The organism is Yinghuangia soli (assembly GCF_021502675.1).
Classification (GTDB): Bacteria; Actinomycetota; Actinomycetes; order Streptomycetales; family Streptomycetaceae; genus Yinghuangia; species Yinghuangia soli.
Genome location: NZ_JAKFHA010000009.1, coordinates 219,403 through 244,405, shown reverse-complemented (window position 1 = coordinate 244,405; position 25,003 = coordinate 219,403). Strand labels below are relative to the sequence as shown.

The window sequence follows — 25,003 nt, the reverse complement described above, 5'->3', positions numbered from 1 at the left end:
CGGGCACGGCGGCCCTGTGGGATGGGCAGGGCGGGGCCGGGGGCGGGGACGGCACGGCCCGACGTCATCCGGGCCCGCGGCGGCTCCACACGGTAGGCGCGGGGTCACGCGGTGCGGTCGGAATCGGCGAAAGCTGCCGATTCCGACCGCATTTCTGGGATCATGCCGCCAAACGCTCGGCGTTCTCCGGGTGTTCGGCTGCGCCGGTCGCGGCAGGCGCGTCGTGCGCCAAGTGCCGTCCGCCGGGCAGGAATCGGGCGCCGACCGCGACCACCACGGCCAGGCCGACGGTGACGCCGAGGCCGGTGCGCAAGGTCGAGGCGTCGGCGAGGAAGCCGATCAGCACCGGGCCGAGGAGCAGTCCGGTATAGGCCATCGCCCCGACCCGGGCGATGGCCACACCCGCGCGGGCGGGGTCGCCGCCGCCGAGTGCGCCGCCGACCGAGAAGGCCAGCGGGACGACCAGGCACACGCCGACACCGACCAGGAAGAACCCGGCCAGTCCGGCCGCGGTGCCGCGTGCCGCGAGGGCGATCGCCAGGCCGGCCGCGGTGGCGAGGCCGGAGAAGGTGAGCACGGTCCGGGCGCCGAGCCGGTTCGTGATGCGGTCGCCGGTGAGCCGTCCGGCGGCCATCGCGGCCTCGTAGAGCGGGTAGGCGAGCGCGGCGACGGCCTCCGCGGAGCCGAGCGTGTCGCGCAGGTAGAGGCCGCTCCAGTCGGCGACCGCGCCCTCGATCATGAACGCGCAGAAGGCGATGGCCCCGGCGACGTAGACCGCGAGCGGCAGCCGGATGCGGGCCTTGCCGGGCGTGCCGGTCTTCGCGTCCGCGGCCCCGGGTGCCGCGGTGCTCTCCTGCCGGGCCGCGCCCGGACGGCGGGCCGGAGGGGCGTCGGGCAGGTAAGTGCCGCGCAGCCAGAGCGCGACCGGCACGCCGGCCGCGGCGGCGATGGCGACCGAGGCGGTGAACCCGAGGCCGGCGCGCGCGGCGAGCGCGCCGAGCAGGCCGCCGACCACGGCGCCGATGCTCCAGCCGGCGTGCATGCCGGCCATGAGGGAGCGCCCGTACCGCTGTTCGAGCAGCGAGGCCTGGGTGTTCATGGCGACGTCGGTCACGCCGAAGACCACGCCGAAGGCGAGGCCGGCCGCGAGGATGACGGGCAGTGTCGGGGACAGGCCGATGCAGGCCACCGCGAGCGTGCACAGCGGGACCGCGATGCGCAGCAGGCGGCGGCTGCCGTAGCGCGCGACGAGGCGGCCCATCAGGGCCATCGAGGCGATGCCGCCGACGCCGAAGGCGAGGACGACCAGGCCCAGTTGGCCGTCGGAGACGTCGAGCTTGTCCTTGAGTGCGGGGACCCGGACGGTCCACACCGCGCACAGGGCGCCGGCCAGGCCGAACGTCCCGGCGATGCCGAACCGCGCGCGGCGCAGGGTGCGGGCGTCGTGGTCCGCGGCGGGATCGGCCGGGCGGCCGGCGGCGGAGCCGGAGGATATTGCGGCGGTCGGGTCGGAAGCCTGGTCGGCTGCCATGGTGAAGTACCCCTTCCGGGGGCGTGGTCGTACGTGGCTGTGCAGGATCGGCGGGCGGGCCGGGCCGAAGGGGCCGGCCGGACCCGGTTGCGGCGAGAGCGGGCGGGCCGCGCGTCGCGGGAGGGCGCCGGGCCGGTCAGCCCGCGCCGGCTCCGCGCGGCTCCGCGTCGAGGAGGTGCAGGAGGCGGCGGCGCAGTTCGTCGCACTCCGCGGCGTCGAACAGCTCCGGGTCGTACTCCATGGCCTCCCAGAGGCCGTCGACCGCGAGGCGCACGATCCGCGCGGCGACCACGTCGACGCCGTCCTCGTGGCGGTGCCAGCGCCGGGTCGCGTCGCGCAGCGGCTCGGCGAGGTCGGAGGCGGTGGCCGCGGCGGCCACCACGGCCCAGCGGCGGCGGGCCCGGGCCGGGTCGCGGTCGGTGACGATGTCGAAGGTGGTCTCGACGTACGCCCGGGTGTAGGTGCCCGGCGAGCCGTCGCCCTGCTCGGCGCGGTCCGAGACGGCCTGGTCGAACTCCTCGACGAGGCGCTGCACCAGGGCCTTGACCAGGGCTTCCTTGGTGCCGAAGTGGTAGAGCAGACCGCCCTTGCTGACCCCGGCGCGGGCCGCGACGGCAGCCAGGGTCAGGGCCGTGGTGCCGTGCTCGGCGAGCAGCTGCTCGGCGGCGTCGAGGAGGAGGTCGCGCTTCATGGTCGGACTGTACCGTCCGGACGGTACAGAAGACGAGTGGGTTTTCTGCCGTGCGCTTCTGCTGTTCGCTTCTGCCGTTCGTCGTCAAGCCGAGCTGACGCCGCCGGCCTGGTCCCGGCGCCTCGGGGAGGCACCGGGCCAGGCCGGCCCGTCGGCTGTTCGCGTCTTCAGTTGTTCGCGCCCGGTCGTCCGAGGGCGCTTCCGCGGCGCGTTCCGCGCGAAGCTCAGCCCGCGTCCGCCAGGCCGCCCAGGACTCCCTCGGCCGCCAACTTGGCGACCTCGGCCGGATCCAGGCCCCAGCCCGCCAGCAGTGCCGGGGTCAGCGTGCCGGGTGCGCCGGCCGCCTTGGACGGGGTGCGCGAGAGGCGCGGGGCCGCCTCGGGCTGCACGGTGCCGTCCGGCGTGGCGTAGGTGCCGCGGGCCACGTTGTGCGGGTGCGCGGCGGCCTCGTTCCAGTCGAGGACCGGGGTGACGCAGGCGTCGGTGTCCTGGAAGACCGCGGTCCACTCGTCGCGGGTGCGGCTCGCGATCACCTCGGCGAACCGGGCGCGCAGCACCGGCCATCCGGCCTTGTCCATCTGCCCGGGCAGGTCCTCGTCCGCGATGCCGAGGCCGGTCAGGAACTGCGCGTAGAACTGCGGCTCGATGCAGCCGACCGCCACGTGGCCGCCGTCGGACGCGGTGTACACGTCGTAGAACGGCGCTCCGGTGTCCAGGAGGTTGGTGCCCACCTGGTCGTTCCAGCCGCCGATGCCGCGCATGCCGTGGATGAACGCGGACAGTGCGGCGGAGCCGTCCGTCATGGCCGCGTCCACGACCTGGCCCTGGCCGGTGCGCTGGGCCTCGACGATGCCCGCGAGGATGCCGAACGCGCAGAACATCGCGCCGCCGCCGTAGTCGCCGACCAAGTTCAGCGGCGGGACGGGGCGTTCGCCCGCGCGCGCGAAGGAGTGCAGCACGCCGGAGATCGAGATGTAGTTGATGTCGTGCCCGGCGCGCGGCGCGAGGGGGCCGTCCTGGCCCCAGCCGGTCATGCGGGCGTACACGAGCTTGGGGTTGCGGGCCAGGCAGGTGTCCGGGCCCAGGCCGAGGCGTTCGGTGACCCCCGGCCGGAAGCCTTCGATGAGGACGTCGGCGGCGTCGATGAGGCGCAGCACCGTCTCGGTGCCCTCGGGGTTCTTGAGGTCGACCTCGATGCCGCCGAGGCGGCCGCGGCCGACCGCCAGGTGCGGCATGCCGCCGCCGCCCAGCCGGTCCACCCGGATGATCTCCGCTCCGGCGTCCGCGAGCATCATGCCCACGAAGGGCCCGGGGCCGATGCCCGCGAGCTCGACGACCCTGATCCCCGACAGCGCACCCATGCGGTGTCCCTCCGAACGGGGCCGGAGCGGCCCGGCTCCGGGCCCCGGCCGACGTGATCATGCCTGACACAGTCAAGCACACGGCCGGCGTGCGGTCAGGAGGGCGGCGGTGCGGTGTCCGCGAGGTGCACGATCTCCAGGGCGATCAGCAGGTCGAGGCGCAGCCGGGAGTCCTGGGTGAACGGCCCGACCAGGCGCTCGAGTTTGCCGATCCGGTAGCGCAGCGTGTTGTAGTGCACGTAGAGCCGCCGGGACGTCTCGGCCACGTTGAGGTTGGTCTCGAGCAGCACCTGCAGGGTGTGCCGCAGGTCGCTCGCCTCGGCGTCCTCGGGCTCGGCGAGCGTGCCGAGGACCTCGGCGGCGAAGCGCTCCAGTTCACCGTGCGCGGGGATCAGCGAGAGCAGCCGGAAGACCCCGAGCCGGTCGAAGTCGGTGACCGCGCCCGGCCCTTGCAGGCGGCGTCCGGCGTCGACTGCGCGCCGGGCCTGCTCGTACGCGCCGGGCAGGGCGGCGATGCCGCGCACCGGGCGGCTGATGCCGGTGGTGAAGCCGCGCGGGATGCGGGCGCAGGCCGAGCGGACCCGGGCCGCGACGTCGTGCGCCACGAGCGCTACCGCGCCGCGGTGCGCGGCATCGGCCGGCACGGTCAGCAACGCGACGACCTCGCCCGGGTATCCGGCCACCACGGCGTCCGGGTCGGCCTGGCGGACTGCGGCGGTCCAGGCCGCGGCCAGCGCGTCCTGGTGGCGGCGCAGCGTCGCGGCGGTGTCGTCGGGCTGCGGGTCGGGTTCGGCGACCACGACGGCCACGCAGCGGTTCATCAGCCGTCCGAGACCGGACGGCGGCAGCTGCCCGGGGTCGGCCAGGCGGCCGGCCAGGACGTCGCGCAACAGGTCGGCGCGGTACTTCAGTTCCCCGGCGTCGGCGCCCGCATCTGCGGCGGCCTGCGCGAGTTGCCCGGCGAGCGTCAGCGCGTGCGCGGCCGCGGGCAGCATCCAACGGCCGAAGCGGCCGCCGAACAGCCCGTCGGCAGCCGGCGATTCCTCGGCGCCGAGGACGTGTGCGGCAGCGGTCTCCGCGGTGCCGCCGGGCCGGTCCGGGCGTCCCGGGCCTTTGCGCGAGGGGGTGGCTGCGCGGCCCGGAGCGGCGTCCTTCATGCCCGGGGCGAGCAAAGCCCTCGGGGCTTCCGGCTCGCTCGGCGCGCCGGAGGCATCCGGCGCAGCGGGTACCCCGGACCCGGCCGGCGTACGGGACTGCCCCGCCTTGCCCGGACGGGGCACCCCGGGCAGGCCTTCGGTGCCGTCCGCGGCAGTCCCGGCCCGGGGCTCTGCGGGGGTTTCGGCTCGGGTCCCGGCCGCGGTCGCGGTCCGGGTCTCGGCGGACGGTGCCGGCACGTCGGCCGGGACGGTGACCGACCCGTCCGGGCGGCCCTCGCTCGCGGCCAGTACGCCGCCGCGCACCCGCCGCTTCACCGGCAGCGTCCGGGCCGTCTCCCGGGTCCCGCTGCCCGCCGCCTGGGCCGAGCTGACCACTCCGGAACCGCCTGCTGCACCCGTCTTGGCGACCTTGGCCACCGTGCCCGCCTTCCCCGACGCGCCGGACTTGCTCGCCTTGCCCGACTTGCTGCTCTTCCCGGCCGGAGGCCCATCCCCGGCCGAACCGGTTCCAGCGTCGCCGATGCCCATGTACCGACCGTATCGGCGCGAACACACCCGCGTCAGCTCTCCCGGGGGCGCGCAGGCAGCGCGCCACCGGGGTGCGCCCGGCGCGCACGCTCACTCGATGGCAGGCAACCGGTCGAGTGCGCCCCGGCAACAGGCAGGTCGAGGGTCACTCTCGTGGGTACCATGCGAGGGCGGTTGCGTGGCGATCCGGGCACCATGGGTGACCATCCGGGGCGTCGCCTTGCCGCGCCATGTACCGCAAAACGGGGCGCCTGGCGCCGAATTGCCCTCGCAAGCGGTCCGTGCGGCACCGGCCACGTCCCAGGCCGGCCGCCCGGCCCCCCACCGCGACCGGGGGACTGTTCGCACGCGCTCCGGGGCAAAACCCCATGGGGAGCACATGGGGCGCACCGAACACGGGGAGATCCAGGGACGACACGGACGCGACAAGTCCGGTCAGGGGCGGTCCAGTGCCGGCTCCGGGGCAGCAGCCCCCGGGCCGGTCCGGGCCGGGGGAGGGAGCCGACACATGGCGAGCACCGAACGCGCGGCGCACACCGGCAGCACGGCCGAACAGGCTTGGCTGCGCGGCATGGACGCGTACGTCTCGGGTGAATACGGGCACGCCGAGCTGGAGTTCCGCACCGCGGTCGAGTTCGACCCGGGCATGGCCGACGCCTGGCTCGGGCTGCACGCGCTCAAGGTGGACGTCGCGGGTGCCGTGGTCGCCATGCACACCCACCGCGAGCGGTTCGGCGAGCAGCGCGCGAAGTTCGGGCGCCCGCTGAACTCCTGGTACTGGCTGGGCTGGTGGGTCCAGCTCGTGCTGGAGACCCCGCGCGACCTGGCGCTCGCGCACGCCTCGCACTGGCTGGACGGGCGGCACCTGCCCGAACTGGACACCGCGCTGGGGCACTGCCCGCCGCCGGAGTCCGATCCGGCCACCCGCTTCCTGCTCGCCTGCCGCGCGTACCTCGGCAAGGACTGGCACCAACTGCTCCGCCACACCGGCGGCCTGGAGGACGACCCGCTGCTCGGTGTCGAGGCCGGCCTGTTCGCCGGCATGGCCCGGGTGCGCCTGGGGCTGTACGACAAGGCCGAGCACGTGCTCGCCACCGCGCTCGCGCGCTGCCGCTCGGAGCATCCGCAGCGCAAGGAGCTCCGCTACTGGCTGGCCCGGGCGTACGAGGAGACCGGCCGGGCGCCCGCCGCGCTGCCGCTGTACCGCGCGGTGCACCACGCCGACCCGGCGTTCATGGACACCGCGGTCCGGCTGACCGCGCTGGCCGCGGAGGCGGCCGAGGCCGACACCGGCCCGACGCTGTTCCTGTACGACGCGACCGCCCGGCTCGGCGGCCCCGCGGTCGCCGACACGCCCGCGACGCTCCCCGGTGCACCGCACTCCCCCGCCCCGACCGGCAGCACCCCGGCGGCCGGCACCGGCGGCCAGGTCGCGGCCCCGCACGACACCGGCGGCCCGGGTGCGGGCGGATCCGGTGGCCCGGGTACGGGCGGATCCGGCGGCTCCGACGACGGCGAGGTCCCGGACACCGCGGGCACCCCGGCCGTGCCCCTGCCCGCCGCGAGCGGACCGGACGCCGAAGCCGACGCCGATTCCGACCTGGCTGTCGGATCCGGCCCGGGCTCGGCAGCCAAGTCCCCGCGCACCCCGGCCCCGGCGGCCGCAGCCGCGGAGGATCTCGCCGCGGCGCTGGGCGAGTTGGAGCGCATGGTCGGCCTGGAGCCGGTCAAGCAGCAGATCCGCGCGCTGTCCGCGCAGATGCGCATGAGCCGGCTCCGCAAGGCCCGCGGCCTGCCCGCGGCCGCGCCGAAGCGGCACTTCGTGTTCTCCGGCCCGTCCGGGACCGGCAAGACCACCGTGGCCCGGCTCATCGCCCGGGTGTTCCACGCCCTCGGGCTGCTGGAGTCGGACCGGCTGGTCGAGGCGCAACGCCCCGATCTGGTCGGCGAGTACCTCGGCCAGACCGCGGTGAAGACCGGCGAGCTGATCGACTCCGCGCTGGGCGGCGTGCTGTTCGTCGACGAGGCGTACGCGCTGGCCGGGAACGGCTACGCCAAGGGCGACGCGTACGGCGACGAGGCCGTGCAGGTGCTCCTCAAGCGCGCCGAGGACGACCGCGACCGGCTGGTGATCGTGCTGGCCGGCTATCCCGAGGGCATGGACCGGCTGCTCGCCTCCAACCCGGGGCTCACGTCGCGGTTCACCACCCGGGTCGAGTTCCCCAGCTACGACGCGGCCGATCTGGCCCGGATCGCTGACCATTTGGCGGTGGCGGGCGGCGACATGTGGGACGAGGACTGCGTGGCCGAGCTGCGCAGCATCACGGACCACGTGTGCGAGCAGGGCTGGATCGACGAGCTCGGCAACGCCCGGTTCGTGCGGACCGTGTACGAGAAGGCGTGCGCGTACCGCGACCTGCGGCTGGTCGGCATGCCGGGCGAGCCGGACCGCGAGGAGCTGACCACGCTGCGGCTGCCCGACCTGCTGCAGGCGTACGGCGAGACCGCGGGCGGGCGCTCCTGACCCTCCCGGCCTCTCGGGCCCGCCAGGCTCGCGGTACGCGTCCCGTCAGGCTCCGGTGTCCTCCGCGAAGGCCGGGATCACCTCGCGCCCGAACAGCCGGACCATCGCGGCGATCTCGTCGAACGACCCGAGCGACGCCTGCGCCGCGCTGCCCGGCAGTCCCCCGCCGAAGGCGCTGTGCACGTGGTCGCAGCCGGTCTCGGCGGCGTAGCGGCGGATCTGCGCGACGACGTCCTCCGGGCCGCCCCACAGGAGCCGGTCCCGGGCGATCTCCTCGGCGGAGACGTCCTCCCCCGCGTCGATGCGGGCGAAGAGCGCCTTCTCGGCGTCGTCCTCGGCCGATTCGCGCCAGTGCTCCATGAGCCCGCCGACGTATTCGGGCAGGACGTCGCGGGCCACCTGCGCACGGTCGGTGCCGAGCCAGGCGTAGCGGCGCAGGATCCACGCGGGCCGCTTGCCGGTCTCGGCGCATGCCTCGCGGTACACGTCCAGGCAGGACGCGGCCTTGGCGAGCGACTGGACCGGCCCGCACAGCCACGCGTCGCCGAGCCGCGCGGCCCGGCGGACCGCGGCGTCCGCGACGCCGGCCACCCACAGCGGCGGATGCGGGTCCTGGACCGGGCGCGGGTGCACGGTCAGGTCCGGGAAGGACCAGAAGCGCCCCTCGTAGCCGGTGTCCTCGGTGGTCCACACGTGCTTCAGGATGCGCAGCGCCTCTTCCATGCGGGCGCCGCGCTGCCGGAAGTCCGAGCCGTGCACCTGGTATTCGAGCGGCCACCAGCCGGTGCCGACGCCGAGCGAGACGCGGCCGCCGGAGATCTGGTCGATGATCGCGACCTGCTCGGCGACCCGGACCGGGTTGTGCACGGGCAGTTGGAAGATGCCGGTGCCGACCCGCAGGGTGTCGGTGCGGGCCGCGACGGCGGCGAGCAGGGTGAGCGGGTCGGCGAGGTTGCCGGGCATGAAGTGGTGGTGGCCGACGGTCACCGTGGTGAAGCCGGCCTCCTCGGCGATCCGGGCCAGCTCGAACGTCCGGCGGTAGGGGTCGCGCTCGGCCGGATCGATCAGCAGCGGCAGGGACATCGAGAACTGCATGTGCTCATCCCCTCGGGGCGGTCGGGGTCGTACGGCGGCCGCCAGCCGAGCTGACGGACCATCAGACCTTGGCGTACGGAGCCGCAACGATCAACACCCACCGCGGCCGGGCTGCGTCTTCCCGGGGCTTGTCGGTGGGGCATGCGAGGCTGCACACGCACCCGCGTACGGACACCGTGCGCTGCCGGGAAGGGGAGCCCCACATGACCGACGCCGCCGTGCGGACCGTCGACACCGCCGAACGCCGCACCCGGCTGGTCCGGCGCCACCTGCTCGGCGGCCCGCCGGCCGCGGTGCCGCCCCTGGACGTCGCGCGCACCCTGGTCGCCCTGCACTCCACCGACCCGGCCTCGGTGTTCCTGTCGGTCGCGGCCCGGTCGACGGCCACGTCGGCGGACGTCGAGCAGGCGCTGTACGAAGACCGCTCCCTGCTGCGGATGTTCGGCATGCGCCGCACGGTCTTCGTCTTCCCGGCGGACTTCGCGCCGGTCGTGCACTCCTCCACCACCGCGGCCATCGCCGCCAAGGAGCGCAGGGAGATGCTCAAGCTCGGCTTCGGGGACGGCACCGTGCCGGACGCATGGCTGGACGAGGTCGAGGCGTCCGTCGTGGCACAGCTGGCCGGGCTGCCGGACGCAAGCAGCGCGGAGCTCGCCGAGCTCGAACCGCGGCTGCGCGAGACGCTGGTGTACGGCGTCGGCACCAAGTGGGAGACCGAGCAGGCGGCGAGCATGCGGGTGCTGCGGAAGCTGTCGATGGACGGCGCCATCGTGCGCGGGCGCCCGCGCGGCAGCTGGACCTCCAGCCAGTACCGGTGGTCGGCCGCCGAACCGCATCCGGACGCGCCCGCCGACGCCGCCCGCGCCGACCTCGTACGGGCCTGGCTGGGCGCCTTCGGCCCGGGCACCGAGGCCGACGTGAAGTGGTGGACGGGCTGGACGCTCACGCAGGCCAGGGCCGCGCTCAAGGCGGTGAACGCGGTGCCGGTCGCACTCCTCGGCCCGGACGGCTCCGCCGCGGGCACCGGCTACGTGCTCCCCGACGACGTCGACCCGGTCACCGATGGCACCGCACCCCGGGCGGCGCTCCTGCCCGCGCTCGACCCGACCCCGATGGGCTGGCAGCAGCGCGACTGGTACCTCGACGAGGCGTGCCGCACCGAGCTCTTCGACCGCTCGGGGAACATCGGGCCGTCGGTGTGGTGGCAGGGCCGCATCGTGGGCGGCTGGGCGCAGCGGGCGGACGGCTCGGTGGTGTGGCGGCTGCTCGCCGACGCGGGCGCGGAGGCCGAGGCGTCGGTCGCGGCCGAGGCGGAGCGCCTGGGGGCGTGGATCGGCGGCGTGCGCGTCACCCCGCGCTTCCGCACGCCCCTCGAACGCGACCTGACGGCCTGAAGGTTCACCCGGACGAGGGTCCCCCGTCCGGAGGTGTCAGCGCTCTGCGGGCTCGATTCCGCCGAACCGCTCGACCAGATCCCGCAATTCGGTGGCCGCCGCGATGGCCTTCTGGCGGCCGTTGGACGTCTGGATCCCCATCGCCGCCAACGTCTCGCCGTCCGACAGGTCGAGGAACACCCACGGGTCGCCCTGGCGCAGGGTGACCCGCACGATCTGGGCCCACTCCAGGTGCCGCACGCGCAGCAGGTTGACCACGGTGACGCCGTCCTTGGTCGCGACGACCTTGGGGCGGCCGAGCGTGAGCAGGAAGCCGAGGCAAAAGACGCCGGTCAGCACGACCCCGGCCCGCGACCCGAAGTTCCACCCGCCGTCCTCCGGCAGCGCGACCGCGAGGACGGTGAGGCCGATCATGATGACCGCCCCCATGACCCGGGTGACCAGGCGGCTCCGCGCCGGGTACCAGGTCCGCGGCAGTTCACCGCGTTCGGCGGCACGGGCGGCAGGGTCGTTGGTCACAGTGCTCGACTCCATGGCGGACGGGTCACCCTCGCAAGATCGGTCCAAACAGCCGCACCGAGCCTACGGCGTCCCCGAAGCCCCCCTCCCGCCGGGACCACCCCACCGCCGACCCGCTACCCCCGAAGCCCGAGCAAAGCCCCCCGCCCGGCAACGGCACCCCACCCGCACGAGCGCAACACCCGCAGAGCTCCCCGACCGCCACGCAAACACGGCGCGAACGACCGACCCCCACCGCGCAGACCAGGCACAAGCAGCCATGCCCCACCCCGCACGTGCGACCCGCCTGACCGCTGCGGCGGTTCCGCCCGTCGACCTCCCCGTCCCCCGCCGCGAGCGCGGCCCCAGCGTCGGGCGGTGAGCCAGCCCAGGCGCTGCCCCACCACGGTTCCCAGACCGCCACGCGAACGGGCGTACGCAGCCGACCTCCGCCGCGCGGACCAGGCACAGACCACTCGCCCGGCCCGGCATCCTCCGCCCTTCGCGCGACTCCGGCCCTCGCCGCTGCGGGCGATTCCGCCTTGCAGCGCCCCATCCCCCTTCCGACACGGCCCACCATCAGGTCGTGAGTCGATCGACAGTCCCGCCAAGCCCGGGGCGATCTCCCGGCCCCTCCTGCCCGGCCGCGCCGCACAGCACGTGCCGCCGACCGACAGTGCCCCCGCCGAGCAGCCTCCCCAGCGCCCCGCGGCGCTCGCCGCGCGCTGCCGACCGCAGGCACCGCCGGCCCGGCGACACCACACGTGCCGCCGACCACCACGGGCCCACCACTCTCCCCGCCCAGCGCCCCCTGGCTCCCTAAGCAGCGTCGCCCGCGGCGCGCGGTGCCCCAGTCGACCTCCCAGCCCCCCTCGCGCCCCGCCGCGCAGTCTTCCCAGCGCCCCGCGGCGCAGCGCCGCGCGCTGCCCGCCGCGGGCACCGCCGGCCCAGCAACCAGGCGACACCGCCCGTGCCGCCGACCACCACGGGCCCACCACTCTCCCGCCCAGCGCCCGCGTAACGCCCTAAGCAGCGTCGCCCACGGCGCGGTGGGGCAGTCCCGGGTCGCTCCCGGCGACGAGCTCCCAGTGCTTGGGCGGTCTTTCGCCCTGGCGATTGCCCTCGCTTCCGCCAGGATGGCGAAGGGCCCGTGCCTGCAGCGCGAGCTGCGGGCGCGGGCCCTTCGGCGGCAAGCCGATCGGCGGGGGTGTCCCCGTCCGGTCAGAGGCGGCAGGCGTGGATGCCGGTCACCAGGATCGCCCGGGCCCCGATCTCCCACAGGTCGTCCATGATCCGCTGCGCCTCGCGGCGCGGGACCATGGCGCGGACCGCGACCCAGCCCTCGTTGTGCAGCGGCGACACGGTCGGCGACTCCAGGCCCGGGGTGAGGGCCACCGCCTGCTCGACGCGCTCGACGCGGATGTCGTAGTCCATCATCACGTAGCGGCGCGCGACCAGGACGCCCTGCAGGCGCCGGACCAGCTGGTCCACCGCCGCGGACGGCTCCGCACCGGTGCGCCGCACCAGCACCGCCTCGGAGTCGAGGATCGGGTCGCCGAAGATCTCCAAGCCGGCCTGCCGCAGCGTGGTGCCGGTCTCCACGACGTCCGCGATGACGTCCGCGACGCCCAGCTGGATCGCGGTCTCGACCGCGCCGTCGAGCTTGACCACCGAGGCCGCCTCGACGCCCTGCTCGGCCAGGTAGCGCTGCACGAGGCCGATGTAGGACGACGCGATGCGCGCGCCCTGCAGGTCCTTAACCGAGCCGTACGCGCCGACCGGCGCGGCCCAGCGGAAGGTGGCCTTGCCGAGGCCGAGTTCGAGGATCTCCTCGGCCTCGGCGCCGGAGTCGAGGAGCAGGTCGCGGCCGGTGATGCCGGCGTCCAGGCGTCCGGACCCGACGTACACCGCGATGTCGCGCGGGCGCAGGAAGAAGAACTCGACGTTGTTGTCCGGGTCGACGAGCACCAATTCCTTGCTGTTGGTGCGCTGCCGGTAGCCGGCCTCATGGAGCATCGCCGACGCAGGCTCCGAGAGCGAACCCTTGTTCGGGACGGCGATGCGCAGCATGAGGGGAACCTTCTTCCATGGGCGAGCGCCCCGGCCCCCGGACGCGCGGGCAGGCGCTTCCGGAGCCGGGGACTCGGATGATGTTCGGACCAGCGGGCGGCGCGGACGCCGCCCGGCTGTCACAGGTGAGCGTATACGTCCTCGAGGGTGATGCCGCGAGCGACCATCATCACCTGCAGGTGGTAGAGCAGCTGCGAGATCTCCTCGGCACACCGGTCGCCGTCTTCGTACTCGGCGGCCATCCACACCTCGGCGGCCTCTTCGACCACCTTCTTGCCGATGCTGTGCACGCCCTGCTGGACGAGCTCGGCGGTGCGCGATCCGGCCTGGCCGGCCGCGGCCTTCTCCTGCAGCTCCGCGAAGAGCTGTTCGAACGTCTTCATCGAGGGGATCGACTTCTCACTCTGGTCGAGACGGATGTGCTGCCGGGCGCCGCCGACGCGGCGTCAGCGCTGCGGCGTGGCAACTTTACGCAACGCGACCGCGGTCGCGACCGCCGCGGTGGCGGCCTCGCGGCCCTTGTCCTCCTTGGACCCCTCGATGCCGGCCCGGTCCAGCGCCTGCTGCTCGTCGTCGCACGTGAGGACGCCGAAGCCGACCGGCACCCCGGTGTCGAGGGCGACCCGGGTGAGGCCGTCGGTCGCCGCGGCGCACACGTATTCGAAGTGCGGGGTGCCGCCGCGGATGACCACGCCCAGCGCGACCACGGCGTCGTGGCCGTTCTCGGCGAGCGCCTTGGCGACGACCGGCAGCTCGAAGGCGCCGGGGACGCGGACCACGGTGGGCTCGGTGATGCCGAACTCGTCGAGGGCGGCGAGCGCCCCGGCGAGCAGGCCGTCCATGACCGGGGTGTGCCACTGGGCGGCGATGACGCCGACGCGCAGGCCCTGGGCGCCTTCCACGGTGAGCTCGGGAGCTCCGTTGCCACTCATGATCGCTTGATGTCCCGTTTCTGGTACGGAGATGGGCAGATGCGGTGGTGCTGGTCGTGCGGTTCGTGCGGTTCGTACAAGTGCAGTTCGAACAGGTCGGACAGGTCGGACAGGTCGTGCGGTGCCGGTCCGCGCGGACCGGCACCACCGCCCCGGTGCCGCGTCAGCTGACCCCGTGCGGCGTCGCGTCGGCGGCCTCCAGCGGTTCGAGCCACGGCAGGTCGTGGCCCATCCGGTCGCGCTTGGTCAGCAGGTAGCGCAGGTTGTCCTCGGTGGCGTGCACCGGCAGCGGGACGCGGTCCAGGATCTCCAGACCGTAGCCCTCCAGCCCGGCGCGCTTGGCCGGGTTGTTGGTGAGCAGCCGCATGGACCGCACGCCGAGGTCGGACAGGATCTGCGCGCCGGTGCCGTAGTCGCGGGCGTCGGCGGGCAGCCCCAGCTCCAGGTTGGCGTCCACGGTGTCGTGGCCGGCGTCCTGCAGCTGGTACGCCTGCAGCTTGTGCAGCAGGCCGATGCCGCGGCCCTCGTGCCCGCGCATGTACAGCACCACGCCGCGGCCCTCGGCCGCCACGGTCTGCAGCGCGGCGGCCAGCTGCGGGCCGCAGTCGCAGCGCAGCGAGCCGAAGACGTCGCCGGTCAGGCACTCGGAGTGCACCCGGACCAGGACGTCCTCGCCCGCGCCGATCTCGCCGGCCACCAGTGCGATGTGCTCGACGCCGTCCAGCGTGCTGCGGTAGCCGATGGCCCGGAAGTCGCCGTGCGCGGTGGGCAGCCGGGTCTCGGCGGCGCGCTCGACGGTCTGCTCGGTGCGGCGCCGGTACGCGATCAGGTCGGCGATCGAGACGATCTTGAGGCCGTGCTCGCGGGCGAACGGCACCAGCTGCGGCAGCCGCGACATCGAGCCGTCGTCGTTCACGATCTCGCAGATCGCGCCGGCCGGCGGCAGACCGGCCAGGCGGGCCAGGTCGACGGCCGCCTCGGTGTGCCCGGGGCGCACCAGGACGCCGCCCTCGACCGCGCGCAGCGGGAAGATGTGGCCGGGCCGGGTGAGCTGGTCGGCGCGCGTGTCCGGGTCGGACAGCAGCCGCACGGTGCGCGTGCGGTCGGCGGCCGAAATGCCTGTGTGTATGCCTTCCTTGGCGTCCACCGAGACGGTGAACGCGGTGCCCTTGTGGTCCTCGTTGACCTGCGTCATCGGCGGCAGCTTGAGGCGGTCGAGGTCCTCGCCGGCCATCGGCACGCACACCACGCCGGAGCTGTAGCGGATCATGAAGGCCATCAGCTCGGGGGTGGCGAGCGAGGCCGCGAAGATCAGGTCGCCTTCGTTCTCGCGGTCCTCGTCGTCCACCACGACGATGGCCTGGCCGTCCGCGATCGCCTTGATGGCGTCCTCGATCGAGTCCAGGGTGAGGTCGAGGTCGGCGCCGGCTCCCGCGGCGGCGGAGTCCGGGCTCACGGTGTCCCCATTGAAGTCGTTCACGCCCGTGCTCCTTCCAGATGCCGCGGACCCGCGGCGATCGATTCCTGCCCTCCGGGCGCCCGGCCCGCAGCGCGCTGCGCGGCGGTGGAGCGGCGCCACCAGTCGCGCAGCCCGGCCAGGACCATGACCAGGAAGATGCCGTACACCAGGCCGGAGAAGACCAGGCCGTTGTAGAAGGTCAGCGGGACGCCGACCAGGTCGACGGCGATCCACACCGCCCAGAACTCCACCAGGCCGCGCGCCTGTGCGACGGTGGCGACCGCGGTGCCGACGAAGATGTACGCGTCGGCGGCGATCATCCACCAGCGGTGGTCCCACACCACGCCCCACTCGGCGAGCACCAGCGCGAACGCGGCGGTGCCGAGCACCATCGCGCCAAGCAGCGCGGCGCGTTCGCGGTGCGTCGCGAACCGCACCGCGATATCTCCGGTGGCGCGCTTGCCCTGGGTCCAGCGGACCCAGCCGTACGACGCCATGGCGATGATGAGGATCTGCCGCGAGAAGCTGCCGCCCAGCTGGTACGACCAGTACACGGCCATCAGCAGCAGCGAACCGGCGATCTGGACCGGCCAGGCCCAGATGGTGCGGCGCATCGCGAGGCCGACGGTGGCCAGCGCGAAGATGTTGCCGAGCAGGTCGCCGCGCACGACGTCCTGCCCGAAGACGGAGAACGCCGGGTCGCGCAGCCACTCCATGGTCGCGTCCCAGGCACCCGCGAATCCGGTCATGACCGGTCCCCGTATGCCTGCAGGCGCTCGACGTACTTGGCGATCACGTCGACCTCCAGGTTCACCGGGTCGCCGGCCTGCTTCACACCCAGCGTGGTGAGCGCGAGCGTGGTCGGGATGAGGCTGACGGTGAACCAGTCGGCGGCCGCCTCGACGACCGTGAGGCTGATGCCGTCCACAGTGATCGAGCCCTTGTCGACGACGTAGCGGGCCAGCGCGGCGGGCAGCGAGATCTTGACGACCTCCCAGTGCTCGCCGGGCGTGCGCGACACGATCGCGCCCATGCCGTCCACGTGCCCCTGGACCAGGTGGCCGCCGAGGCGCCCGCCGAGCTCCATGGGGCGCTCCAGGTTGACGCGCGAGCCGGGCTCCAGCGCGCCGAGGCTGGAGCGCTTGAGGGTCTCGGCCATGACGTCGGCGGTGAAGGTGGCCTCGGTGGGGTCGACCTTCTCGTCCACCACGGTCAGGCAGACGCCGTTCACCGCGATGGAATCGCCGTGCCGGGCGCCGGCGGTGACGACGGGGCCGTGCACGGTCAATCGGGCGGAGTCCCCGAGCTGCTCGACCGAGACGATCTCGCCGAGTTCCTCCACGATTCCGGTGAACACGCTAGGACTCCTTCACGGGGTGGGTGCCGCTCTCGACGGCGCTCTCGTCGCCGGGCCGCGCCGGGTATGCGGTGATCCTGATGTCGCCGCCGAGCCGCTCGCCGGCCACGACCTCGTGGACCGACAGCCGCAACGCATCGGCGATGGTGCTGATTCCTGCGCTGCCCAGGGCAGCGGGCCCGGCGCCCAGGAGGGCGGGGGCGAGGTAGCCGACGACCTTGTCGACCAGGCCGGCCGCGGCGTAGGCGCCGGCCAGGGTCGGGCCGCCTTCGAGGAGCACGGACCGCACGTCGCGGGCGTACAGCTCCTTGCCGAGCGCGTCGAGGTCGAGGCCGGTGCCTGCGGCGTTGCGCGGCAGGGCCGCGACCTCGGCCCGGCCGGCGATGCGTCCGTGCAGGTCGGAGAGGGCTTCGGGGGCCAGATCGTCGGCCACGACGACGAGCGTGGCCGCGGCGTCGTCGAGGACCCGGGCGCCGGCCGGGATACGGCCGCGGGTGTCGAGCACGACGCGGAGCGGCTGCCGGCCGGGACGTACTCCGGCGGCGTCGCGGACCGCGAGGTGCGGGTCGTCGGCGAGCAGCGTGCCGGATCCGGCGACCACCGCGTCGACTGTGGCGCGCAGCGCGTGGACGTCGGCGCGGGACTCGGCCGAGGTGATCCAGCGGCTGGTGCCGTCCGCGGCGGCGCTGCGGCCGTCGAGGGTCGCGGCGTACTTCCAGACGGTGAACGGGCGGCCCAGGCGGGTGGCGGTGAGCCAGGCCTCGTTGCCGCGGGCGGCCTCGTCGGCCAGCAGGCCGCCTTCGGCCGCGATGCCTGCCGCACGCAGCACCTCGGCGCCGCCGGCGGCCTTGGGGTTGGGATCGGCGACCGCGTACACGACGCGGGCGACGCCGGCCTCGATCAGCGCCTGGGCGCAGGGGCCGGTCCGGCCGGTGTGCGCGCAGGGTTCGAGGGTGACGTACGCCGTGCCGCCGCGGGCCCGCTCGCCGGCCTCGCGCAGCGCGCCGACCTCGGCATGCGGCCCGCCGGCGACCTCGTGGAACCCCTCGCCCGCGAGATTGCCTTCGGCATCGACGACGACGCAGCCGACGACCGGATTGGGACTGGTGGTGCCAAGGCCACGCGCGGCAAGCGCAATGGCGCGCCGCATGAGCGATTCCGCTTCGAACCCCTGGGGGGCCACCTCGCCGCCGGACACCCGGATCTCCTCCGCATCTTTGCGACGCGTGGACCGGGGGGCTTGCGGGCATGCCGCAGGAAGGCAGGACGGTTCGGCTCGAGCGCCCAGCACGATGTGCCGGTACGCCAAAGCCAGCCGCCGCGCGCTGCCTCCCATCCGGACTTTCACCGTCGGCACCGGAATTCCACCGGTTCGGCCGGCCGTCGTCTCCGGGTGGAGAACGTCGACCGGTTCGCGGACTTTTACCGCCGGTTCGGATTTTCACCGACCCCGGAGCGCGCGTACGTGACATTCGTACACCTCGAAGTGTGCCACGCCTGCCCGACTACTTGACCTTGCCGCTTCTGTGTGTTCCATCACGCGCACACAGCGCAGTCACGGCGCTACCTGACGAACCGTCAGTTGGCGGTGGCGCCCGGCGGACGCCGCTTCGGGCCGGTGTCCGCATGGCGACCTGATTCCCGGTCGGGCGCGCCGGGGTGGGATGGTGTCCCCATGGGCGTTCAGATCAATCCGAGCATTCTCTCCGCCGACTTCGCGCGTCTCGCCGAGGACACCGCCAAGGTGGCCAACGCCGACTGGCTGCACGTCGACGTGATGGACAACCACTTCGTCCCCAACCTCACACTGGGGCTGCCGGTCGTCGAGGCCATCCTCAAGGCGGCCGGCACCCCTGTCGACGCCCACCTGATGATCGAGGACCCGGACCGCTGGGCGCCGGCGTACGCCGAGGCCGGCGCGGGGAGCGTGACCTTCCACGTGGAGGCCGCGGCAGCGCCGGTGCGGCTGGCCCGCAACATCCGCGCGGCGGGCTCGCGCGCCTCGATGGCGCTCAAGCCGGCCACTCCGATCGAGCCGTACGAGGACCTGCTGCCCGAGCTGGACATGATCCTGATCATGACCGTGGAGCCGGGCTTCGGCGGCCAGAAGTTCCTCGACATCATGCTGCCGAAGATCCGCCGCACCCGTGAACTGATCGGCAAGCACGACCTGGACGTGTGGCTGCAGGTCGACGGCGGCGTCTCGGCGGAAACCATCGAGCGCTGCGCCGAGGCCGGTGCGGACGTGTTCGTGGCCGGCTCCGCGGTGTACGACGGCCGCGACCCGGGCGCGGCGGTCGACAAGCTGCGCGCCTTGGCCGACCAGGCCGTGGGCAAGGCCTCTTGGGCCTGCACGCACTGACGTATCGACCACCGGGCCCGGCCCGGACGCTGATGCGCTTACCCGATGCGCTTATGGGGCCGAACGGCACGCCGGTCGGCCCCTTTTGCGTGCCTGTTCTGATTGCGGGCGGGGCCTCGGCCGGTCACCGGCCGGGCCCGGTTGTGGGTACCGGGTCGCCGCGTCGCGCACCTGCGCACACGTGCGCCTGCGGTCTGTTGCCTCAGTGCGGCGCGTACCCCCGGATACGCTGCGCGGCATGGGGACGTCCAGCTCCGACTCCGGCCCACGCCCGGGCATCGCGCCCGGGGCGCGGCGTGCCGCGGGTCCGATGGTCGCGTGGCTGTACGGCGACCTGGCCCTGCACCCGTGGCACGCGGCGGACTCCGAGCACGACGCGTACCAGCTCTTCCATCAGCGCTCGGTCGCGATGGGCTGGCTGGACGACGACGCAGGCGGCGGGCTGTGGGGCATGAACGACGCGGAGTGGGGGCGTCCGCTCGGGTCCGCGGGTGCGGGGCCGATTGCCTGGTTCCAGGTCGAGTCGGCGCCTGCGGGCGGCGAACGTCCTTTGCCGGTCCAGGCGTTCCTGCGGTGTGCGGAGGATGTCGCGACGCGGGTGGGCGTCCTGCGGGCCGACCGGTGGCAGGTGCTCGTGCCGGTGCCGGGCATCGATGCCGCATCGCGCCCGCGGTACGCCGCGGTGCCGTCGATGCTGTCGGCACAGTGGTTCGGGCCGCGGAATCCGTGCGGACGCACGCCCGTCACACTCGGCATCGACAGCGGCGGCGACCCCGCGGTGGTCGAGGCGGCCCCACGCCTGTCGGCGTTGCTGCGCGGGCTCGACCAGGACGTCTTCCGGTGGAGCGCGGACGGCTACACAGTGGCGTCCGCTCCCCCGCCGCCTACACACGACTCGCTTTGGGCCGGGCCGCCGCGGCACGGCATCGCCTTCGAGGGCGAGTCGGCCGAGTGGTCGGGCGACGCGGCCGGGTGGCTCGCCGCGACCGTGGCGGACGCGGCTGCACGGGCGGAGATCCGCGTACCGCTGCTGATCACCCTCGCGCGGACCGACTCTCCGCGCTGACGCCGACCGGACGAGCGATGTCGTTCCCGGCCGTCCACTCGACCGCGTCGCCGACCTCGCGGCCGCGCCGGACGGTGTCCGCGACGACCACGTACACGAGTACCGCGGCCATGCCGATCAGGTGTTCGCGGCCCGCGAGGTTGGGCTTCCAGGCGACCTCGGCGATCATCAGGCCCCACACCACGGCCATGAGGATCACGGCCCGTTCGGTCCAGGCGACCGCGACGGCCAGGCCGACCACCGCCGCGGAAGGTCCGGTGTCCAGCACGTGCCCGAGTGCGGGGTCGATGCCGAGGACGCGGTCCGGACCGAGGGCGATCATCGCGCGGGCGGCCATCGTGCCCGCGAGCGTGGCGAGATAGGCGATGACGAGCGTGCGGGCCCGGCCGAGGAGGATCTCGGCGATCGCGAAGACGATGAGGACCTGCGCAAGCGCTCCCCAGACCGGCAGGTCGGGGGCCGGGACGAACAGCGAGACGGGCGTGCGGAGCAGCGCCAGCCACCAGGGGAGGTCGGCGCGCACGCCGCCCAGGATGCGGGTGAGGTCCTTGCCCCAGTCGAACTGCTGCACGATATGGAACAGCGCGACGAGGAATGTGGCCACCAAGGCGAGCGGGATCGCCGCGGGACCGCGGCGGCGCAGTACCCGGTAAGGCACGACGAACACCCGGACGCACTCGCCCTTGAAGGCATTACCGCGCATGGTCGGGCTCCACGGACGACGTCAGGGCAGCCCATCGGATGGGCATTTTGCGAGTTATGCCCTGTTTCAAAGGGAGCATCCGACGCGGACGCGGAAACCACCGTCCGGCCCCGCCCGATCACCGCAACGGCCGACGACGCCCGGCACGGCGCCCCGGTCGGCGTCGGCAGCGGGCCCGAGAGCACGAAGGACCCGGGCACCCCATGGGGTGCCCGGGTCCTTCACGTAGGCGGCCGGTGAGCGGGTCGCCTCTCGGCGAGTGGCACACCGGGGCTACAGCCGAACTGGTATTCCCCGGCGCCGATAGGTGAGGCCCGGGGACACCGGACTCACCGACCGAGATGTGTAACCGGGGCCGGGCCGCAGGCATTCCCCGTCCGCATTTACGCAGGTCAGGAGCCTTATGCCGGGCAGGGGCCCTCTTTCCGGCAGGAGCCCGCCGCCGGGAAGGAGCCCGCTGCCCGGCGGACACCGCTTGCGGGTCAGGCGCCGCGGCGCAGCAGGGCCAGGTACATCGCGTCGGTGCCGTGCAGGTGCGGCCAGAGCTGGATGTCCGGTCCGTCGCCGAGGCCGGTGACGCCCGGCAGGTACTCGCGGGCGTCGACCAGGCTGAAGCCGGAGCCTGCGGGCGAGGCGAGGACGTCGTCCACGACGGACCGGGTCTCGGCCTTGTGCGGCGAGCAGGTGACGTACGCAACGACCCCGCCGGGGCGTACCGCGCCGAGGGCCGAGGTCAGCAACTCGCGCTGCAGCGGGCCTAGTTCGGCGATGTCCTCGGGACGGCGGCGCCACCGGGACTCCGGGCGGCGGCGCAGCGCGCCGAGGCCGCTGCACGGGACGTCGGCGATCACCCGGTCGAAGGAGCCGGGCGCCCAGGCGGGGCGGGTGCCGTCGGCGGTGACGACCTGGTGCCGGGTGTTCCAGCCGATGGCGTTGCGGACCAGGCGGGCGCGGTGGTGGCGGCGTTCCACGGCCAGCAGGGCGACGTCGCGCTGCGTGGCGATGGCGGCCAGCAGGCCGGCCTTGCCGCCGGGGCCCGCGCACAGGTCGAGCCAGCGCGTCTCGTCTCCGTCGACCGCGGCGTTCGCGAGGGCCTGCGCGACGAGCTGGCTGCCCTCGTCCTGCACGCCGGCGCGGCCGTCGCGGACCGCGGCGATCGCGCCCGGGTCGCCTTCGGTGAGGACCGCGGCGAGCGGCGACCAGCGGCCCGGCTTGGCGCCCGCCTCGTACAGCTCGTCGAGCGTGGACCGGCCGGGGCGGGCCACCAGCGTGACCGCCGGGGGCTCGTTGTCGGCGGCCAGCAGCGCCTCGATCTCGGCGCGGCCGCCGCCGAGGGCATCCCACAGGGCGGCGACGACCCAGCGCGGGTGCGAGTAGACGATCGAGAGGTGCCCTTCGGGGTCCTCGTCGTACGGCGGCGCCACCTCGGCGAGCCACTCGTCGAGGTCGCGGGCGGCCACCTTGCGGAGCACCGCGTTGACGAACTTGGCCCGGCCGTCGCCCAGCACACCGCGCGCGAGCTCGACGGTCGCGGAGACCGCGGCGTGCGTCGGGATGCGCGTGGCGAGCAGCTGGTGGGCGCCCAGGCACAGGACGTCCAGGACCGGCGGGTCGACCTCGTTGATGGGGCGGTCCACGCAGCGGTCCAGGATCGCGTCGTACGTGCCCTGGCGGCGCAGCGTGCCGTGCACCAGCTCGGTGGCCAGCGCGGCGTCGCGGCCGGTCATGCGGCGGTCGCGCAGCAGTCCGGGCAGAACGAGGTTGGCGTACGCATCGCGGTCGTCGACCATGCGCAGCACGTCGAACGCGGCCCGGCGGGCGGCGTCCGGCTTGGGACGGCGGTACGTGCGCGCGGCCTTGCCCGGCTTGCCGGACGATTGCGGCGCCCGGCCGGGGGTCACCGGACGGGTCACTGGTCTCCTCCGAAATGCTCACCCGGCTCGGGCCGGACGCCGCGCGCCCAGTCCACCGCCGCCATCATGCGCTTGCCCTGCGGCTGCACATCGGTCAGTTCCACCGCGTGGCTGCCGGTTCCCACGCGGACGACCTTGCGCTCCACGGCGATCTCGCCGGGCGCCAGTTCGTTGTCGCCGGCCCGCAGCCGGACCGGGGCGAGCTTGACGCGCTCGCCGCGGAAGGTCGTCCAGGCGCCGGGGGCGGGAGTGCAGCCGCGGACGACGCGGTCGACGCGCATCGCGGGGGTCGTCCACACCACTTCGGCGTCGCCCACGGTGATCTTGGGGGCCAGCGAGACTCCGTCGGGCGCCTGCGGGACGGCGATCAGCGAGCCGTCCTCGATGCCGTCCATCGTCGCGGCGAGCAGCCGTGCGCCGGAGCGCGACAGGCGCTCGAGCAGGTCGCCGCTGGTGTCGCCGGGGCGCACGTCGTCGGTGACGCAGCCGTACACCGGGCCGGAGTCGAGGCCTTCCTCGATCAGGAACGTGCACGCACCGGTCACGTCGTCGCCGGCCATGACCGCATGCTGCACGGGTGCCGCGCCGCGCCACGCGGGCAGCAGCGAGAAGTGCAGGTTGACCCAGCCGCGGGCCGGGATGTCGAGTGCGACCTTGGGCAGCAGCGCGCCGTACGCCACCACCGGGCAGCAGTCCGGGGCGATCTCGGTGAGCCGGGCCAGGAATTCCGGCTCGCGCGGCTTGGCAGGGCGCAGCACCTCGATCCCGGCGTCCAGCGCGCACTCGGCGACCGGCGAGGGCCGCAGCTTGCGGCCGCGGCCGGCGGGGGCGTCGGGGCGCGTGACGACGCCGACGACTTCGTGGCGCGAGGCGATGAGCGCCTCCAGCGCGGGGACGGCGACCTCGGGGGTGCCGGCGAAGACGAGACGCATGGGGATCAGAGCGCCTTTCCGAAGGTCCCGTGCGGCGACACCTTGACCGCGGGCGGGGCCTGCCCGGCCCATTCCGCCTCGCGGATCGCCCGCAGCGCGGACTTGCGCTGCTCGCGGTCGAGCCGGTCGATGAACAGGATGCCGTCCAGGTGGTCCGTCTCATGCTGGATGCAGCGGGAGAGCAACTGGGTGCCCTCGATGGTCACCGGGTCGCCGTGCATGTTGAAGCCCTTGGCGACCACGCCGTACGCGCGCTTGGTGTCGTACGCCAGACCGGGGAGCGAGAGGCAGCCTTCCGGCCCGTCCTGCTCCTCGTCGGACAGATCCAGGTCGGGGTTGATCAGATGCCCGACCTCGCCGTCCACGAAGTAGGTGAACACGCGCAGCGAGACCCCGATCTGCGGCGCGGCCAGCCCGGCGCCCGGGGCGTCCATCATCGTGTCCGTGAGGTCCTTGACCAGGACCCGCAGCTCTTTGTCGAAGACGGTCACCGGATCCGCCGCGGTACGCAACACCGGATCACCAAAAAGGCGGATCGGCTGAACTGCCACAGAAGAACTCCCGTTCGACCGGAAACGACGGACCGGGGCGGACAACCCCCAACCCGCCCAGTCTACCGAGGCCCGGGGCCCCGCCCCGGCCCCCGAGACGAGCGCCAGGTAGCGGCATCGCGACGCTGGGTCATGGACCGATCGCCCCCGCCGAGGAACCGCCGGATCAAGCGCGCCCGGCCGGCCTGCAAGGGCCTCGAATAGCTGCAACCGAACGGATGGATTTCGGTACACTCCCCCGCATGGCCTGGGACACCGCACGGACGAAGCAACTGCTTCTGGACGCCGCCGTCGTCGAGTTCGCCGAGTTCGGGCCGGCGGGCGCGCGGGTGGCGCGCATTGCGCAGCGGGCAGGCGTCAACAAAGAGCGGATCTACCAGTACTTCGGCAGCAAGGAAGCACTCTTCATAGCGGTCCTCGACGCCGAATTGCAGCGGTTCGCCGCGGCGCTGCCGATGGACGCCGGCGACCCGGGCGACCTCGGGGCCTACGCGGCGCAGGTGTTCGACTACCACCACCGGAACCCGCATGTGGCGCGGCTGCTGGCGTGGGAAGGCCTGCACCACCAGGACGCTTTCGCGTTCGCGTCCGAGGACGAACGCACCGGCCACTACGACGCGAATGTCGCGGTGCTCGCCCGGGCGCAGGCGTCCGGCGCGGTGCCGGGCGACGTGCCGGCCGCGCAACTGGTGTACGCCGTGCTGGCGTTGAGCGCCTCGTGGTTCATCCTGCCGCAGCTGGGCCGGATGCTCCTCCCCGAGCTGGCGGCCGCGCAGGCCGAGGCGCAGCGTGATGCGTTGGCCGCTCTTATTGCGCGGTTGGTCGCCCCGGGGGCGGTGGCCGGCTGAGCCGGGGTCGGCTCGCGGACGCTCGGGGCCG

The 25,003-nt window shown here is 74.0% G+C and carries 22 protein-coding genes and 1 riboswitch; of the genes, 5 read left to right on the top strand and 17 right to left on the bottom strand.

Translation table 11 applies throughout. The features are described from left to right. Positions 1-160: 160 nt before the first annotated feature. From LZ495_RS18245 to LZ495_RS18230, 4 genes are all read right to left on the bottom strand, one after another. Positions 161-1,531, bottom strand: a complete 1,371-nt coding sequence (locus LZ495_RS18245) for an MFS transporter (protein WP_235053308.1) — start codon at positions 1,529-1,531, stop codon at positions 161-163. A 136-nt stretch (positions 1,532-1,667) separates the two neighbouring features. Then, a complete protein-coding gene (locus LZ495_RS18240; protein ID WP_235053307.1) occupies positions 1,668-2,222 on the bottom strand; it encodes a TetR/AcrR family transcriptional regulator in 555 nt (184 codons plus the stop codon). A gap of 224 nt (positions 2,223-2,446) precedes the next feature. After that, on the bottom strand, positions 2,447-3,583 hold the full coding sequence (locus LZ495_RS18235; protein WP_235053306.1) for a CaiB/BaiF CoA transferase family protein: 1,137 nt from the start codon (positions 3,581-3,583) through the stop codon (positions 2,447-2,449). A gap of 95 nt (positions 3,584-3,678) precedes the next feature. Further along, positions 3,679-5,268: a helix-turn-helix domain-containing protein gene (locus LZ495_RS18230; RefSeq protein WP_235053305.1), complete on the bottom strand. Its 1,590-nt coding sequence runs from the start codon at positions 5,266-5,268 to the stop codon at positions 3,679-3,681. A 508-nt stretch (positions 5,269-5,776) separates the two neighbouring features. Here LZ495_RS18230 and LZ495_RS18225 point away from each other — a divergent pair. Continuing rightward, positions 5,777-7,792, top strand: a complete 2,016-nt coding sequence (locus LZ495_RS18225) for an AAA family ATPase (RefSeq protein WP_235053304.1) — start codon at positions 5,777-5,779, stop codon at positions 7,790-7,792. A gap of 45 nt (positions 7,793-7,837) precedes the next feature. On the opposite strand, the gene LZ495_RS18220 is transcribed toward LZ495_RS18225, so the two are convergent. Further along, a complete protein-coding gene (locus tag LZ495_RS18220; RefSeq protein WP_235053303.1) occupies positions 7,838-8,887 on the bottom strand; it encodes an LLM class flavin-dependent oxidoreductase in 1,050 nt (349 codons plus the stop codon). A gap of 203 nt (positions 8,888-9,090) precedes the next feature. On the opposite strand from LZ495_RS18220, the gene LZ495_RS18215 reads away from it, so the two are divergent. After that, positions 9,091-10,281, top strand: a complete 1,191-nt coding sequence (locus LZ495_RS18215) for a winged helix DNA-binding domain-containing protein (RefSeq protein WP_235053302.1) — start codon at positions 9,091-9,093, stop codon at positions 10,279-10,281. Positions 10,282-10,317: 36 nt separating this feature from the next. On the opposite strand, the gene LZ495_RS18210 is transcribed toward LZ495_RS18215, so the two are convergent. From LZ495_RS18210 to ribD, 8 genes are all read right to left on the bottom strand, one after another. After that, complete coding sequence (locus LZ495_RS18210; protein ID WP_235053301.1) at positions 10,318-10,800, bottom strand: PH domain-containing protein; 483 nt, start codon at positions 10,798-10,800, stop codon at positions 10,318-10,320. A 1,200-nt stretch (positions 10,801-12,000) separates the two neighbouring features. Further along, on the bottom strand, positions 12,001-12,849 hold the full coding sequence (gene hisG / locus LZ495_RS18205) for an ATP phosphoribosyltransferase (protein WP_235053299.1): 849 nt from the start codon (positions 12,847-12,849) through the stop codon (positions 12,001-12,003). 119 nt (positions 12,850-12,968) lie between these two features. Then, on the bottom strand, positions 12,969-13,232 hold the full coding sequence (locus LZ495_RS18200; protein WP_235053297.1) for a phosphoribosyl-ATP diphosphatase: 264 nt from the start codon (positions 13,230-13,232) through the stop codon (positions 12,969-12,971). Positions 13,233-13,295: 63 nt separating this feature from the next. Further along, the gene (gene ribH / locus LZ495_RS18195) at positions 13,296-13,781 is read right to left on the bottom strand and encodes a 6,7-dimethyl-8-ribityllumazine synthase (RefSeq protein WP_235053295.1); all 486 of its coding nucleotides are present in this window, start codon (positions 13,779-13,781) and stop codon (positions 13,296-13,298) included. Between the two features lie 163 nt (positions 13,782-13,944). Continuing rightward, on the bottom strand, positions 13,945-15,237 hold the full coding sequence (locus LZ495_RS18190; protein WP_308268325.1) for a bifunctional 3,4-dihydroxy-2-butanone-4-phosphate synthase/GTP cyclohydrolase II: 1,293 nt from the start codon (positions 15,235-15,237) through the stop codon (positions 13,945-13,947). A 20-nt stretch (positions 15,238-15,257) separates the two neighbouring features. After that, positions 15,258-15,989, bottom strand: a complete 732-nt coding sequence (locus LZ495_RS18185) for a nicotinamide mononucleotide transporter family protein (RefSeq protein WP_235053294.1) — start codon at positions 15,987-15,989, stop codon at positions 15,258-15,260. Next, complete coding sequence (locus LZ495_RS18180) at positions 15,986-16,597, bottom strand: riboflavin synthase (RefSeq protein ID WP_235053293.1); 612 nt, start codon at positions 16,595-16,597, stop codon at positions 15,986-15,988. Before LZ495_RS18180 ends, LZ495_RS18185 begins: the two co-directional genes overlap by 4 nt. A gap of 1 nt (position 16,598) precedes the next feature. Beyond that, a complete protein-coding gene (gene ribD, locus LZ495_RS18175; protein WP_235053345.1) occupies positions 16,599-17,747 on the bottom strand; it encodes a bifunctional diaminohydroxyphosphoribosylaminopyrimidine deaminase/5-amino-6-(5-phosphoribosylamino)uracil reductase RibD in 1,149 nt (382 codons plus the stop codon). Between the two features lie 168 nt (positions 17,748-17,915). Continuing rightward, a riboswitch (FMN riboswitch) is annotated at positions 17,916-18,060 on the bottom strand. A gap of 212 nt (positions 18,061-18,272) precedes the next feature. Between ribD and rpe the strand changes: the two genes are divergently transcribed. Then, positions 18,273-18,959 carry a ribulose-phosphate 3-epimerase gene (gene rpe / locus LZ495_RS18170; protein WP_235053292.1) on the top strand — a complete coding sequence of 229 codons (687 nt, stop codon included), beginning with the start codon at positions 18,273-18,275 and terminating at the stop codon, positions 18,957-18,959. Between the two features lie 238 nt (positions 18,960-19,197). Next, on the top strand, positions 19,198-20,025 hold the full coding sequence (locus LZ495_RS18165) for a hypothetical protein (RefSeq protein ID WP_235053291.1): 828 nt from the start codon (positions 19,198-19,200) through the stop codon (positions 20,023-20,025). Here LZ495_RS18165 and LZ495_RS18160 read toward each other — a convergent pair. From LZ495_RS18160 to def, 4 genes are all read right to left on the bottom strand, one after another. Next, on the bottom strand, positions 19,994-20,728 hold the full coding sequence (locus tag LZ495_RS18160) for a hypothetical protein (RefSeq protein WP_235053290.1): 735 nt from the start codon (positions 20,726-20,728) through the stop codon (positions 19,994-19,996). The genes LZ495_RS18165 and LZ495_RS18160 overlap by 32 nt on opposite strands. A 482-nt stretch (positions 20,729-21,210) precedes the next feature. After that, the gene (locus LZ495_RS18155) at positions 21,211-22,629 is read right to left on the bottom strand and encodes an RsmB/NOP family class I SAM-dependent RNA methyltransferase (RefSeq protein WP_235053344.1); all 1,419 of its coding nucleotides are present in this window, start codon (positions 22,627-22,629) and stop codon (positions 21,211-21,213) included. Positions 22,630-22,637: 8 nt separating this feature from the next. Continuing rightward, positions 22,638-23,573: a methionyl-tRNA formyltransferase gene (gene fmt, locus LZ495_RS18150; RefSeq protein ID WP_235053288.1), complete on the bottom strand. Its 936-nt coding sequence runs from the start codon at positions 23,571-23,573 to the stop codon at positions 22,638-22,640. A gap of 5 nt (positions 23,574-23,578) precedes the next feature. Continuing rightward, positions 23,579-24,124 carry a peptide deformylase gene (gene def, locus LZ495_RS18145; protein ID WP_235053285.1) on the bottom strand — a complete coding sequence of 182 codons (546 nt, stop codon included), beginning with the start codon at positions 24,122-24,124 and terminating at the stop codon, positions 23,579-23,581. 242 nt (positions 24,125-24,366) lie between these two features. On the opposite strand from def, the gene LZ495_RS18140 reads away from it, so the two are divergent. After that, complete coding sequence (locus LZ495_RS18140) at positions 24,367-24,972, top strand: TetR/AcrR family transcriptional regulator (protein WP_235053284.1); 606 nt, start codon at positions 24,367-24,369, stop codon at positions 24,970-24,972. Positions 24,973-25,003: the final 31 nt, after the last annotated feature.